Raw genomic sequence first — 14,160 nt, forward strand, 5'->3', positions numbered from 1 at the left:
GATGATTCACAATCCGCGGTACGGGCCGTACGACGGTGGTCCCGATCCGCTGGCGCCACCGGTAGATCTGCGCGATGCCTTGGCAGCAATCGGCGACGACGTGTTGTCCGGCACGTCGCCGCGCCATGCCCTGCGGGAGCTGCTGCGGCGGGGCAATCGAGATATGCGCGGGCTGGACGAGCTTGCCGCACAGGCGAACCGACGTCGACGCGAGTTGTTGCGCCGCAACAATCTCGACGGAACGCTCGACGAGGTTCGGCAGCTTCTCGACAAGGCGGTGCTCGAAGAGCGCAAGGAACTGGCGCGTGCTCTCGACGACGACGCACGGTTCAACGAAATGCGGATCGAGGAGTTGCCACCGTCGACAGCTCAGGCAGTTCAAGATCTGGCCGACTACAACTGGCGCAGCGAACAGGCTCGCGCGGATTACGAGAAGATTCGTGATCTGCTCGGACGTGAGGTCCTCGATCAACGCTTCTCGGGAATGAAGCAGGCGCTCGAGGGCGCTACCGACGAGGATCGTGAGCAGATACGCCAGATGCTGGCAGATCTGAATCAACTGCTCGATGCGCATTCACGGGGCGTCGACACTCCGGAGCAGTTTGCGGAGTTCATGGACAAGCACGGGCAGTATTTCCCGGACAACCCTCGCAACGTCGAGGAACTTCTGGATTCGTTGGCGCAGCGCGCGGCCGCCGCACAACGATTGCGTAACTCGCTCTCGCAGGAGCAGCGTGACGAGTTGGATGCGTTGGCGCAGCAGGCGTTCGGTGATCCGAGCCTGATGAGTGAGCTGAGTCAACTCGACCAGTTTCTTCAGGCGGCTCGGCCGGGTGAGGACTGGGAAGGTTCGCAACAGTTCCGCGGCGACAACGGAATGGGGTTGGGTGAGGGGACCGGCGCACTGCAGGACATCGCCGAGCTGGAATCCTTGGCAGATCAGCTGTCTCAGCAGTACGCGGGCGCGGCGCTCGACGACATCGACCCCGAGCTACTCGCGCGGCAACTCGGCGACGAAGCCGCTGCTGACGCTCGCACCCTGGCCGATCTCGAGAAGGCCTTGCAGGAGCAGGGTTTCTTCGATCGTGCACCGGACGGTCAATGGCGCTTGTCGCCCAAGGCCATGCGGCAGCTCGGGCAGACCGCTCTGCGTGACGTCGCCGGGCAACTGTCGTCACGAACCGGTCAACGCGATACGCGTCGGGCCGGTGCGATGGGGGAACCCACCGGAGCTTCCCGCGAATGGGAGTTCGGGGACACCGAACCGTGGGACGTCACCAGAACCATCACCAACGCCGTCCTGCGTGACCCGGGCCGAATGCCGGTGCGGCTGAGCGTCGTCGATGTCGAAGTGGCCGAGACCGAACAGCGCAGCCAGGCTGCGGTGGCTCTGTTGGTGGACACGTCGTTCTCGATGGTGATGGAGGATCGCTGGGTGCCGATGAAGCGCACCGCTCTGGCACTCAATCATCTGGTGAGCACGCGGTTTCGCAGCGACGAGCTGCAGTTGATCGCCTTCGGACGCCACGCGCACGTACTGAGCCCGTCGGAGCTCGCCGGTTTGGACGGCGCCTGGGATCAGGGAACCAACCTGCACCACGCACTGTTGTTGGCAGCCAGGTACCTTCGACGCCATTCCAATGCGCAGCCGGTGGTACTGATCGTCACCGACGGTGAGCCGACGGCTCATCTCGAAGCGGACGGAGAAGCCAGGTTCGACTACCCGCCGAGTGCGCGAACCCTCGGTTTGACGGTTCGAGCACTCGACGCGGTGGCCAGGCTGGGCGCCAAGGTCACGTTTTTCCGCCTCGGTGAGGATCCAGGCCTGGCCAGGGTGGTCGACCGGATGGCGCACCGGGTGGGTGGACGCGTCATCGCGCCGGACCTGGACGGCCTCGGCGCAGCCGTCGTGAGTGACTACATGCGAGGTCGCCGTTAACCCCGTCGCTGCTAATTCTGTCGCTGCTAATTCTGTTCAGCGGGCTGATGCTGGGTGATGCAGTGGATGCCGCCGCCGCGTTCGAACAGCGGTCTGGCGTCGACGGTGACGACAGTGCGTCCGGGGTAGGCGGCTGACAGGATCTCTACCGCTTCGGCGTCGGCAGGATCGTCGAAGCTGCAGGCGATCACTCCACGGTTGACCACGAGATGGTTGATGTAGCTGTAGTCGACGAATCCCTCGTCGTCGCGCAGGATTTCGGGAGCGGGTACCCGAATGACCTTCCACGGCCGGCCACCGACGTCCGTCGAGCTTTCGAACAACTCGATGATCCTCTTGCTGACGGCGTAGTCGGGGTGCACCGGATTGCGTTGGTCATGGACCAGTACCACTCCGGGGGAAGAGATGGCAGCGACGATGTCGACGTGTCCGCGGGTTCCGTAGGTCTCCTGATCGCGGGTCAATCCGCGGGGAAGCCAGATGACGTGTTTGGCTCCGATGGTGCGGGCGAGTTCGGCCTCGATGTCCGCCTTCGTCAGGTCGGGATTGCGCCCCGGATCGAGTTGGACGGTTTCGGTGACCAGCACGGTGCCGAGACCGTCGACCTGAATGCCGCCGCCCTCGTTGACGATTGGTGAGTCGACCAACTGGGCACCGGATTGTTCGACGACAAACCTGCCGATCTTCGAGTCCTTGTCCCACTGTGCCCAATCCTGTGCGCCCCAGCCGTTGAACACCCAGTCGACTCCGCCGAGACGGCCGTCGTCGGACAAGACGAACGTCGGTCCGATGTCGCGCATCCACGCGTCGTCGAGAGGTGCCTCGACGATGTCGACCTTCTCGGACAGGTACTTTCGTGCTTGCTCGACCTCGGCGGGATCGACGACGACGGTGACCGGCTCGAATTCAGCGACGGCGTGGGCGACGGCCGCCCACGTCGAGCGCGCTTCATGCTGTTCTTCGGCGGTGTCCCCGAGGGAGTACCCGGCACTGGGGTACGCCATCCAGGTACGTTCGTGCGGCTCACTTTCCGCGGGCATGCGCCAGGTCATCAGTTGGCTCCCGCAGTCTTCACCGGTGCGGTCAGAGTCGAGTAGGTGTCGGGTCGGCGAGTGGCCAGGAATGGGAACAGTGCCAGCCAGTCTTCACGGTGCTGCAGGTCGAGATCGGCTACCAGCACGGCAGATTCGTCGCGGGGAGCCTGAACGAGGATGCGTCCGTACGGGTCCGAGATGAAGGACGAACCGTAGAAGGTGATGAGACCTTCACTGCCGTGACGGTTGGGAACAACCATGAAGGTGCCGTTGGCGATACCGTTTCCGACGATCACCTGCTGCCACAGCGGTTGGGTGTCGAAGTCCGGGTGATCGGGCTCGGAGCCGATCGCCGTCGGGTACACCAGAACCTGGGCACCGGCGAGGGAGTATGCACGCGCGACCTCGGGGAACCACTCGTCCCAACATGTCGGGAGTCCGAACTTGGCGCCGAGTGCCTCGTGAACGGGGTATGCGTCCTCGGACGGACCGCCGCGGAAGTACGTGTCCTCGTAGTACCCGGCCGTCACCGGAATGTGGAGCTTGCGGGTACGACCGAGGAGTTCGCCTCCGGGTGAGACCAGGATCGCGGTGTTGAAGCCCAGGCCGTCCTCGGCCTCGCTGCGCTCGTACAACGACGCGTGAACGAGGACTTGGTTCTCGGCGGCGGCCTTGGCGGCGAAGGCGAGAGTGGGTCCGGTGAGTAGGTCTTCCGCTTGGCGTCCGGGATTGTCGTCGGCCGGGCTGGAGGCGGGGTACCGGCTGAGCGTCAGCTCCGGAAGAAAGACCACGGAAGCGCCCAGCTTCGCTGCGGCCGCGATGCCCTCGCTCAATTCGGTGTAGAGGTCGTCTTGGTCCTCGTGCCAGCGATGTTGGACGAGACCCACACGCAGAGGGGCGGACGTGGACGGCGTGGTCGCGGCCAAAGACTCGGGTGGGGTGAGGGCGGTGATCGTCAGCATGGGGTTTCCTCGGTGCTCGGGTATTCGACGTTCAACGTAAAACGAATGTGATTCGTTAAGTATGGTGGGTGAGCGCTGATTGATCAAGGACTTTCGAGGAATTGTTTTTTGCGGCGCCCCGAACGGTGTGGATCACTACAGGAGGACATATGCCGCGGCCATCGCAACGACTGCTCTCACCGGCGATCATCACCGAGGCAGCGATCGAGTCGGTGGACGAGTCCGGCGATTTCACCATGCCGGGACTCGCCGCAAGACTGAAGGTTCGACCGTCGTCGCTGTACAACCACGTGTCCGGACGAGCCGAGATCGTCGAACTGATGAGGGCTCAACTGATGGCGGGAATCGACGTCGAGTCGGCCTCGGGCACCTGGAGTGAGACGGTTGCGGCGTTGGCGGCCGAGTATCGGCGAAGCTACGCCGCGCATCCTCGTCTGATTCCGCTCTTCACGGCGCAGACCGTGCAAGCCGGTGTGGCGTTCACCCTGTACAACGCGTTGGCGCAGGCCTTCGCGGACGGCGGCTTCGACCCGGCCGAAACGCTGCATGCAATTACAACCGTCGACAGTTTTGTTCTCGGTTCGGCGTTGGATCTGGCGGCGCCGGATGTCCAGTGGGCGTCGGGGCCAGAGGCCAACGACGCGATGAAGGCGGCGTTGGCAACGTCCGGGAAAAATCCCGAACGTGCCGACGCCGCCTTCGAATTCGGCTTGCGTGTGTTGATGGCGGGCCTGATCGCACAGGCCCCCGACGCTACTGTCTCCTAGGACACGCTGAGGTCGTTCTCGTCGCGCAGAGCCTCCGTGTCGCGGTTGAGGGTCTTGCCCTCGAAGAACGCGGGATTGCGCACTCGCATGACCATCATCAGAACCGCGCCGAGGATGAGAATGCCGAATCCGAGGAAGAAGACCAGGCCGATGCCGCCGATCGATGCCCCGCTGGCATTGTCCGGATTCATGCTCTCCTGAACCGAAATCACGAACACCGCAAGCAGCATGAGCCCACCGATGAGCGGGAATGCGAGCCGGAAGACGAAGTTTCGTACGCTCTCGAAGAGCGTCTTGCGGAAATACCACACACACGCGAATGCCGTGATGCCGTAATACCAGCAGATCATGATGCCGAGGGCGGCGATGGTGTCGAGCAGCGCACTTTCGGAGAGGAAGGTGACAACGCTGTAGAACACTGCGGTCACGGCGCCCGCGACCACGGTGGCGTACGACGGCACGAGGAAGCGAGGGGAGACCTCGGCGAGCTTCTTGGGGAACGCTCCGTATGCACCCATGGCGAGCATGGTTCTCGCTGCGGGCAGGAACGTGGTCTGCAGGCTTGCGACGGAAGAGACGAAGACGGCGAGGAACAGGAGCATGCCACCCCAGTTGCCCAGTACCGGATCGGCCAGAGCGCCGAAGACGTTCTCGGAGTTGTCGGGATTGCCGAGGCCGAGACCTTCCTCGCCGACGCCGGCGTACATCATCGCGGCAACGGCGACCAACAGGTAGGTCAGGAGAATGGTTGCGACACAGAGCAAACCGGCGCGGCCCGGGGTCTTCTTCGGGTTCTTCGACTCCTCGCCCAGCGTGAGACAGGTATCCCAACCCCAGAACGCGAAGATCGATCCGGTGAGTCCGATGACGAACGCTCCGATGGCGAGTCCACTGAACGGGTTGAACCAACTCAGGTCGAAGGACAATCCGGCCGGGGCGTCGCCGGCGCCGACGTGAACCAGTGCAACGACGGCGAAGACGACGAGCAGCACCATCTGGAAACCGACGAGCGCGAACTGCACGCGCTCGCTGGTGGTGATTCCTCGACTGGCAATCCAAGTGGCCAGGGCGATGAACACCAGCGTCGTACCGACGTTGACAAATTTGTTGCCCGGTAGATCGGCGATGGAGGGATTGTCGACCACCCGCGCGATGAACAGATAGAAGAAGTCGACGGCAATGGCCGCGAGGTTCGAGAGCACGATGATGGTGGCGATCACCATGCCCCAACCGCACATCCAGCCGACGTACGGTCCGAATGCCTTGGTGGACCACGTGAACGACGCCCCGCAATCAGGAGTGTCCGAGTTCAGTTCACGGTACGCGTACGCAGTGAGGAACATCGGGATGAAGCCGGCGATGAAGATGGCGGGCATCTTGAGGCCGACGGCGGCGACGATCAATCCGATGCTGGCGGTCAAGGTGTAACCCGGTGCCACGGAGGAGATTCCGAGTACGGCACCGGAGATCATGCCGATCTTGCCGGTGGCGAGGCCTTTGGAACTCAGTTCGGTGCTGGTCATGACAGTGCCTCCGGCTGGGTGAATTCGTGCTTGGGCACTACGACCATGGGAACGGGCAGCACGCGCAGCATCTTGGCGGCGGTGGAGCCCAGGAATAGTTTGCGTGGCTGTGCAAGGCGACTGGAACCGACCATCACGAGGTCGCCGTCCTGCCAGTCCAGTTGACGCACTGCGGATTCCACCGTGGAACCGTCGGCGATGATGACCTCGATCGGGAACTCCGCGGGAAGTGCCGCTCGGGCGACGTCGAGTGTGTCCTGAGCGTGATTTCGTGCCCGTTCTCTCGCCGACTCGGCGGTGTCGCGATGATCGCGAAGATCGTTCTGCGGGTCGAGCGCGACGAGTGAGACCAGTCGCAGAGGAACCTGCATCAGTTCGCTGGTGCGCACCGCTGTGTTCAAGACGATGTCGGCGCCGACGCGGGTGCCGAGTGCGCAGGTGACCTCTCGGATCGCCGAAGCCGCCGAGTGCCGCGTTCCGCGAGGGGCCAGAGCCACCGGGACGTGAGCGGAGTGCAGCAGCTCGGTCGAGACCGAACCTATCGCGTGACGGCCGAGCAGACCGTCGCCGGAAGCGCCCACCACGATCGCCAGAGCGTTCAGCCGGTCCACCTCGTCGAGCAGTCCCTGAGCGAACGACTCGTGGAAGCTCAGGTGTACTTCCACCTGGATGTCCTCGGGCACCGAGGCTTTCGCTTCGGCAAGCCAGTCGTGTGCACGTGCGGCGAGGATGTCGTCGTAGCCGGCCTCCGAGGGAACCTTGGCCGGCAGTGTCCGATCCGGAGGGAGGACCATGCAGATGTCGAGTTGCGCGCCGAGACTGCGCGCGAGCTGGGTCCCGAGGACCAGTCCGTCTTTACCGCTGGGTGTGGCGAGGTATCCGACGATAAGGCGCATGGTGGCTCTTTTCCGGATTGGAGGAATCTGCTGTGCGCCTTTATTAACCGCGGGGGGTTGATAAAGGCGCACAGCAGGAGGGGCGGCGACTCAGTCGTGCGAACTCATGACGTGCTTGAGGCGGGTGTAATCCTCGACTCCGTAGGCCGAGAGATCCTTGCCGTAGCCGGAGTACTTGAAGCCGCCGTGCGGCATCTCGGCGACGAGCGGGATGTGGCAGTTGATCCACACCGCACCGAAATCGAGAGCAGCGGAGACGCGTTGTGTGACACCGTGATCCTTGGTCCAGATGCTCGAGGCGAGGCCGAAGCGAACGTCGTTGGCAAGCGTGATCGCCTCCTTCTCGTCGGAGAAGCTCTGGACTGTGAGGATAGGACCGAAAGTCTCTTCCTGCACGATGTCGTCGGATTGTGCGACGCCGGTGATGACCGTCGGCTCGAAGAAGAATCCGGTTTCGCCCGAACGCTTTCCGCCGGTAACGATCTTGGCCGATGCCGGCAGGTTGGCGATCTTGTCGCTCACGGCGTTGAAGTGGTTGATGTTGTTGAGCGGGCCGTAGAAGGCATCAGGGTCGGAAGGCGCTCCGGGCCGCAGCTTTTCGGCGTTGCGCACGAGGGCTTCCACGAGCTGATCGTGGATGGATTCGTGGACGAGCACGCGGGTGGCCGCGGTGCAGTCCTGACCGCCGTTGAAGAACGCGGCTTCGGCGATGCCGGTGGCGGTCTTCTCGATGTCGACGTCACCGAACACGATCGCCGGTGCTTTGCCGCCCAGTTCGAGGTGCGCGCGCTTGAGTTGCTGCGCCGCGGACACGGCGACCGCGATGCCTGCCCGTACCGAACCGGTGATGGAGACGAGACCGAGGGCCGGGTTCTCCACCAACGTCGCGCCGGTACCGCCGTTGCCGAGCACGACGTTGAACACGCCGTCCGGCAGGATGCCCTTCGAGAGCTTCGCCAGGACCAGCGTGCTGCCCGGTGTGGTGTCGCTGGGCTTGAGGACGATCGTGTTGCCGGCCGCGAGGGCAGGCCCGATCTTCCACAGCGCCATCATGAACGGGTAGTTCCAGGGAGTGACCTGACCGACGACACCGATGGGCTCACGACGGACGTACGAAGTGAAACCCTCCATGTACTCTCCGGCGGCCTTCCCCTCGAGAAGGCGTGCGGCTCCGGCGAAGAACCGCATCTGATCGGCTCCGACCTTGACCTCTTCGTCGGCGATCATCTGGTGCGCCTGGCCGGTGTTGGCGCTTTCGGCTGCGACGATTTCGTCGCTGTGCGCTTCGATGGCGTCAGCGAGCTTGAGGAGTGCGGCCTGCCGCACGCTCGGCGTCGTCTTGCCCCAGGTCTCGAACGCGCGCTGTGCGGCTTCGACGGCGGCGTCGACGTCTGCCTTGGTGGAGATCGGCGTACGCCCGACCACACTCTCGTCCACGGGGTTGATCAGGTCGAGTGTTTCCGTCGCGGTTGAGGCGACGAATTCACCGTTGATGTAGTTCTCGAGTACGACGATCGACATCGGTACCGGTTCCTCTCGAGGTCGAACGAGTTCCGGCCGAGGTGATCGACACAGAACTCGCACTGTGTGGGGCGTGTGTGAGCAAGTGTGCGCTGACTCACAAGTAAAGACAGCTGCCAAAAAGGTGAAATCTTTGATCGCCGACGCGCCGAGTTGTACAGTCCAGCCCATGACGATCGCTGTGCGGTGGATGTTGGCGCAGCCGGACCTCGCGCTGGAACTCAAAGGCGGGGCGCAGGGGGTCGGTCGCGAAATCACGTTTGCGCACGCCACGGAGTTGCTCGACCCGTTCCGATGGTTGACCGGCGGCGAATTCATTCTCACGACGGGTATCCGTTTGCCGTCCACTCAGCAAAAGCGCGGCCGCTACCTTCGAATGCTCGATGCGGCAGGCGTAGCGGCGGTCGGCTTCGGGACCGGACTCTCGTACCCCGAAGTTCCGGCCGATCTGGTGGCTGTCGCCGACGAGATCGGCCTGCCGCTGATCGAGGTGCCGCTGCCGACGCCGTTTGCCGCCGTCGTCAAGCGTGTGATGAGCCGGTTGGCAGAGCAGGAATACGAAGCGGTCCTTCGGGCGTCGCGGGCGCAACCGCGGATGACGCGTGCCGTCATTTCGGGCGGAACGGCTGCGACCGTGCGTGAGCTGGCGATCGCAACGTCGGCGACGGTGCTCTTGCTCGACGTCGCCGGACGAGTTCTCGAGAGCTCACCTCAACTGCCGACCGACGAGGTGATCGACGAACTGCGAGCAACTCTCGGGGGCGGTGCGTCCAGTAGCGTGACGCTCGCCAGTTCCGGAGCGTCCATCGCCGTGCAACAGATCAGTGTCGGGCGAACGCCGTATGGATACCTGGCGGTGATCAGTGCGTCGGCGCTCAGCTACGTCGATCAGATACTTCTCGGTCACGCGAACTCGTTGCTGGCGTTGGACTTCGAGAAACCTGCGCGCCTGCGCGCCACTCAGGATCAGCTGAATTCGCATGCCCTCGGGCTGCTGCTCACCGAAGATCGTGACCCGGCGCCGGCGTGGCAACAGATCCGCCAAGCCGCAGACGGCGAGGGAATGATCCGTGGCCTGACCGTTCTGGCGGACACGGCCGACGTCGCGGGACGGGTCGGAGTCGAGATTGCCGAGTTCATGAACAAGGCAGGGCGGCAGTTGTTCTCGCGGATCAACGACACTCGGGTCACGGTGCTGCTGCGTGGAACCGACGACGTCCAGTTCGCCCGCGAGCTACTGGGCGGGGTATCGAGGTCGGATCTTCGCGCGCTTCGTGTGGGTCTGAGTGCGCGGCGCGTGGTCGCAGCGCTGGCGGTCGCCGTCGAACAGTCCCAGCTGTGTGCGTCGGCGGCGGAAATCGGCGGCGAGCCTTTGGAATTCGCGGCGCTGACCGGCAGTGTGCTGCTGTCTTTCGATTCGACGCGTGAAGTGCTCAATACGCTGGCGGAAACGATGATCACCCCGATCGAGGACTACGACCGTGACAACGGCACCGAACTGTTGGCATCGTTGCGGGCATTTCTCGAGGCCAACGGGCATTGGGAAGCGGCAGCGATCACGATGGGCGTCCACCGGCACACACTGCGAAGTCGAATGGCGAAGGTGGAGAGCCTGATCGACTGTCGGCTGGAGGTAGCGAGAGTTCGTGCGGAACTGCTGCTCTCGATCATTGCCCGGCAATCGTGACTGCCGGGCAATGATCGAGACTTGGCGAAGCGGCCGTCAGGCCTTGCTGCGGGCGATGATGTCGGCGGCGGTGCGCTGACCCATCCGAACGGCACCGTCGACGTGCTGGTACCCCTCGGCCGCGATGTCGGAGCACGAGAAGTGGATCGGTCCGACGGGCGTGCGGGAATCCGCGCCGTAGCGGTGCAGGCCGCCGAGATCGAAGCTCGCCGCGTACGCACCGCGGGTCCATTCCTCCGAGCCCCAGTCGGATTCGTAGTACACGACCGGCTCTTCGGCCTTCGGGCCCAGGTAGCGGGCGAGTGAGGCCAGAATCGTGGCCTTACGCTCCTCGGCGGAAAGCTCGAACATGGCGTCGGCCTTCTCGTCGGAGACAAAAGCAACCAGGGTGCCGCGATCGTCCTCGTGGTTGGTGTTGTCGTACACCTCCTGCACTACCTCGGACGCGCCGAAGCCGGTGCCCGAGAGGCCGTCTTCGCGCCAGAAAGGCGTCTCGTACACGGCGTGCACCTTGATGACGAGGCCGAGAGACTGATGCTGATGCATCTGGTGCTGACGACGCGGCAGCGGGGGATCGTAGGAGATCCGGGAGTAGAGGTTGGGCGGCACAGCCAAGATGACCCGGCTTGCCTCGACGCGAATGTCGCCGTCCGCCAACACCGTTGCACCGGATTCGTTCCACTTCACCGTACGCACGGGTGCGTTGAGGAAGACGTCGTCACCGAGGGCCTCCGCCATGCGGATCGATACCTGCTGCATTCCGCCGATCACTCGCTTGTCGAGGATGAAGTCCTCGTCGACGAGGTGGGAGAACGAGCCTGCGGAAGCGGCCATGAGTACGGCCTGCAGGGCGGAGAACGAGTGGGCGGGCTTGGTGAGCATGCCACCGGCGATGAAGAGGCCGATGTTGTCACGGGCCTCGGCGTCGTCGGACTGATTGATCAGCCACTGCTTGAAGGAGACTGTGTCGAGATCGCGGGCGAGGGGATGTGCCCACGGCTCCTCGGCGCCGATCTGCGCTGCGAGATCGTCCATCTCGTCGATGAGACGGTCCATCTCCTTCTTGGTGGTCTCGTTCGTGGGGAAGGAATCGCCCGTGTATCGAGTCCGCTCGCCTGCTGACGAGATGTAGACGGACTCGCCCTCGCGGTAGCGCTCGAAAGTCTTCAGGCCGAGTTCGTCGAGCAAGGAGATCAGAGCAGTCTGGTCGGGGGAGACCCACTGGCCGCCGATCTCCAGGACTGCGCCGTCGATGGTGTCGGTCCACGTGCGGCCGCCGACACGATCGCGTGCTTCGATCACGGCGACGGACAAGCCGGCCTTGCGCAGCGCGGTTGCCGCTGCCAGGCCAGAGGGGCCGGCGCCGACGATTGCAACATCTCTCTGGAGAGTAGGCACTTGCGAGCTCCTTCATGTTGAGCACCGCTCGAGTCGAAAAGCTGCCGACGAGCGAGTGAACGGGTGTCGGTTTTCAGTCTGTCCTGAGGAGACGCACGCCACACCTGACGAAACGGAGTGTTCGATCGTCGAAGTTGTGCCGTTTAGGCGCGCGGCTAGCCGTTGATGACGTGACGGTCGCCGAGCGGTCGGCTCAGCGGGACGTCCAAGCTGCCGAACACGGCAACCAGAATGCACATCTTGTCCGCGGCCTCTGGCAGTGCTCCGGTTCGGAGAGTGACGATCACCGTCGTATCGGTCTCCTCGACGGTTGCGTACGCGCCGTAGCACTCCGGAGTGCCGGTCACGAAGTGGACGGCCACCGTGTGATCGTCGACCTCGGACCACGATTCGAACATCGTGGCCGTCGCACCCACGATGTCGGCGCGGCTGTCGAACTCCGTGCCCATCTCGCTGTCGTCGACCTCGTCGGGAACGGGGGTTCCGAGCGACCAGTCGGCGGGACTCGCTTCGTTGGCCGCCATCGGATTCGGTGCGGCAACCGGCCCCGTGGTCTGGGCCCCGACGGAGCATCCGGCCACAGCAAGGCAGGCCAGAACGGCGAGGGTTAGTACACGCATGAATCCACCGTAACCCTGCTCAAGCGAGTAGTGCTGTGACCAGCGCAATTGCCGGAATAGACGCCAAAGTAGTGACAAAGGCACTGTCTCGGGCGAGGACCATTCCGCGCCGATAGCGGCTTGCATAGATGAAAACGTTCTGAGCCGTCGGCAACGTCGAGACGACCACGATGGCGAACAGCTGATGGCCGTCGATGCCGAGGAGGAAATGCGCCATCAGATAGGCCAGCGCAGGTTGGACGACGATCTTGAGCGTCGACGCCAGCGCGACGTCCCGTCGCGGACTCGAGCCCTTCTCGAGTACCCGCACGCCGTACAACGAGAGCCCGAATGCCAACAGTGCACCGGGTACGGACGTGGCGCCGATCAATTCGAAAGGCTGCATCAGCGGCCGGGGCGGTACCCAACCGATCAACGCGACGATCAACCCCGCAGCGCCCGCGAGCACGATCGGATTCTTGAACGGGGCAGTGACGGTGTCGATCAGCGAGAGTTTCTCGGCGTCAGCGCCGCGAAGGGCCGTCAGATCGAGGATCGTCAAGGCGATGGGGGAGTAGACGACGATCTGGAAGAGCAGGAGCGGCGCGACGAACGTGGCATCGCCGAGCACGAACACCGCGATCGGGATACCGAGGTTGGCCGAATTCACGTACGACGCCGACAGCGCGCCGATGGTCAGCTCGGGCAGCGGCCGATCGAGCCAGATCTTTGCCACGACGACGTACAAGGCGCCGACGGCAAAGGCGGTGGCCGACGCGACTGCGAGCGTCGGCGAGAAGATCACCGAAAGATCGGACGACGCGAGCGTGGTGAACAGCAGGGCTGGGGTCGCGACGAAGAAGACGAGCCGACCGAGAACGAACTGTCCTTGGCTACCGAGGGTGCCGAGGCGACCGAGGAGATACCCGACCGCGATGACCACAAAAATGACGGTGAAACCCGCAACAACTCCCGACACGCTGCGGGCACCTCTCGACTGGAATGAACGACTCCGGGAAATCTTAGTCCGGGCAACGAAGAGGCCGCGCAGTCGAGTGACTGCGCGGCCTCTTCGGTACTTCTACGTATGACTACCGTGCGGCGGTGAAGGGGAGCAACGCCATTTCGCGGGCGTTCTTCACTGCAACGGCGACCTGACGCTGCTGCTGCGGGGTCAGGCCCGTGACGCGACGGCTGCGGATCTTGCCGCGGTCCGAGATGAACGTGCGAAGCAAGTTGATGTCCTTGTAATCGACATGCGTGATCTTCGCTGCGAACAACGGGTTCTTCTTGGGCTTACGACCCTCTACGGGGCGTGGCTTCTTCGACGGTGAACGCTTGACTGCCATCCGACTTCCTTACCAGCTCGACTTGTGTACGCCAGGCAGTTCCCCACGGTGCGCCATTTCTCGCACGCGAATCCGGGAGAGCCCGAACTTCCGCAGGTGGCCGCGCGGACGTCCATCCGCAGCGTCTCGATTGCGCAATCGTACCGGACTGGCGTCGCGTGGTAGACGTTGCAGGGTCGCTTGGGCCTTCGCGCGCTCCTCGGGTGAGCTTTTCGGGGAGCGGATCGTCTCCTTGAGTGCCGACCTCTGCTCCGCGTATCGCTCGACGACGACCCGTCGCTGGTTGTTCTTCGCGATCTTCGACTTCTTGGCCATGCCTACTTCTCTTCTCGGAAATCGACGTGCTTGCGCAGCACCGGGTCGTACTTCTTCAGTACGAGTCGATCGGGGTCGTTGCGACGGTTCTTGCGGGTCACGTACGTGTACCCGGTGCCCGCGGTGGACTTGAGTTTCACGATCGGGCGGATCTCGTTGCGTGCCATCTG

General features: G+C 63.7%; 14 protein-coding genes. 3 read left to right on the forward strand and 11 right to left on the reverse strand.

All coding sequences use genetic code 11. The features are described from left to right. Position 1: 1 nt before the first annotated feature. Entirely contained in the window at positions 2-1,939 is a 1,938-nt protein-coding gene (locus tag G8767_RS04610; RefSeq protein WP_166809452.1) for a VWA domain-containing protein, read from the forward strand. 26 nt (positions 1,940-1,965) lie between these two features. Here G8767_RS04610 and G8767_RS04615 read toward each other — a convergent pair whose 3' ends face one another. Together G8767_RS04615 and G8767_RS04620 are read right to left on the reverse strand one after the other, a co-directional pair. Beyond that, positions 1,966-2,991 carry an agmatine deiminase family protein gene (locus G8767_RS04615; protein ID WP_166809453.1) on the reverse strand — a complete coding sequence of 342 codons (1,026 nt, stop codon included), beginning with the start codon at positions 2,989-2,991 and terminating at the stop codon, positions 1,966-1,968. Then, on the reverse strand, positions 2,991-3,935 hold the full coding sequence (locus tag G8767_RS04620) for a nitrilase-related carbon-nitrogen hydrolase (RefSeq protein ID WP_166809454.1): 945 nt from the start codon (positions 3,933-3,935) through the stop codon (positions 2,991-2,993). The genes G8767_RS04615 and G8767_RS04620 overlap by 1 nt, the downstream gene beginning before the upstream one ends. A gap of 149 nt (positions 3,936-4,084) precedes the next feature. On the opposite strand from G8767_RS04620, the gene G8767_RS04625 reads away from it, so the two are divergent. Next, positions 4,085-4,702: a TetR/AcrR family transcriptional regulator C-terminal domain-containing protein gene (locus tag G8767_RS04625; RefSeq protein ID WP_124567452.1), complete on the forward strand. Its 618-nt coding sequence runs from the start codon at positions 4,085-4,087 to the stop codon at positions 4,700-4,702. Here G8767_RS04625 and G8767_RS04630 read toward each other — a convergent pair. The 3 genes from G8767_RS04630 to G8767_RS04640 form a co-directional block, all read right to left on the reverse strand. Next, a complete protein-coding gene (locus tag G8767_RS04630; protein WP_095971071.1) occupies positions 4,699-6,225 on the reverse strand; it encodes an APC family permease in 1,527 nt (508 codons plus the stop codon). The two genes, G8767_RS04625 and G8767_RS04630, sit on opposite strands and share 4 nt — an antisense overlap. Then, positions 6,222-7,121 carry a universal stress protein gene (locus tag G8767_RS04635; protein WP_124567451.1) on the reverse strand — a complete coding sequence of 300 codons (900 nt, stop codon included), beginning with the start codon at positions 7,119-7,121 and terminating at the stop codon, positions 6,222-6,224. The genes G8767_RS04630 and G8767_RS04635 overlap by 4 nt, the downstream gene beginning before the upstream one ends. 90 nt (positions 7,122-7,211) lie before the next feature. Beyond that, entirely contained in the window at positions 7,212-8,642 is a 1,431-nt protein-coding gene (locus G8767_RS04640; RefSeq protein WP_124567450.1) for a gamma-aminobutyraldehyde dehydrogenase, read from the reverse strand. A 169-nt stretch (positions 8,643-8,811) separates the two neighbouring features. On the opposite strand from G8767_RS04640, the gene G8767_RS04645 reads away from it, so the two are divergent. Continuing rightward, positions 8,812-10,329 (forward strand): PucR family transcriptional regulator, encoded by a 1,518-nt coding sequence (locus G8767_RS04645; RefSeq protein ID WP_095971068.1) that lies wholly within the window; start codon positions 8,812-8,814, stop codon positions 10,327-10,329. A 36-nt stretch (positions 10,330-10,365) separates the two neighbouring features. Here the strand turns inward: G8767_RS04645 and G8767_RS04650 are convergent, their stop codons facing one another. From G8767_RS04650 to rpmG, 6 genes are all read right to left on the reverse strand, one after another. Next, positions 10,366-11,727 carry an NAD(P)/FAD-dependent oxidoreductase gene (locus G8767_RS04650; protein WP_095971067.1) on the reverse strand — a complete coding sequence of 454 codons (1,362 nt, stop codon included), beginning with the start codon at positions 11,725-11,727 and terminating at the stop codon, positions 10,366-10,368. A 155-nt stretch (positions 11,728-11,882) separates the two neighbouring features. Further along, positions 11,883-12,347 carry a hypothetical protein gene (locus G8767_RS04655; protein ID WP_124567448.1) on the reverse strand — a complete coding sequence of 155 codons (465 nt, stop codon included), beginning with the start codon at positions 12,345-12,347 and terminating at the stop codon, positions 11,883-11,885. A 19-nt stretch (positions 12,348-12,366) separates the two neighbouring features. Further along, entirely contained in the window at positions 12,367-13,305 is a 939-nt protein-coding gene (locus tag G8767_RS04660; RefSeq protein ID WP_095971065.1) for an AEC family transporter, read from the reverse strand. A gap of 112 nt (positions 13,306-13,417) precedes the next feature. Further along, positions 13,418-13,675, reverse strand: a complete 258-nt coding sequence (gene rpsR / locus G8767_RS04665; protein ID WP_003946414.1) for a 30S ribosomal protein S18 — start codon at positions 13,673-13,675, stop codon at positions 13,418-13,420. Positions 13,676-13,684: 9 nt separating this feature from the next. Further along, the gene (gene rpsN / locus G8767_RS04670) at positions 13,685-13,990 is read right to left on the reverse strand and encodes a 30S ribosomal protein S14 (protein WP_095971064.1); all 306 of its coding nucleotides are present in this window, start codon (positions 13,988-13,990) and stop codon (positions 13,685-13,687) included. Between the two features lie 2 nt (positions 13,991-13,992). Next, entirely contained in the window at positions 13,993-14,157 is a 165-nt protein-coding gene (gene rpmG, locus G8767_RS04675) for a 50S ribosomal protein L33 (RefSeq protein WP_003946358.1), read from the reverse strand. Between the last annotated feature and the right edge of the window lie 3 nt (positions 14,158-14,160).

This window comes from Rhodococcus sp. IC4_135 (assembly GCF_011602025.1).
GTDB lineage: Bacteria > Actinomycetota > Actinomycetes > Mycobacteriales > Mycobacteriaceae > Rhodococcus_F > Rhodococcus_F baikonurensis.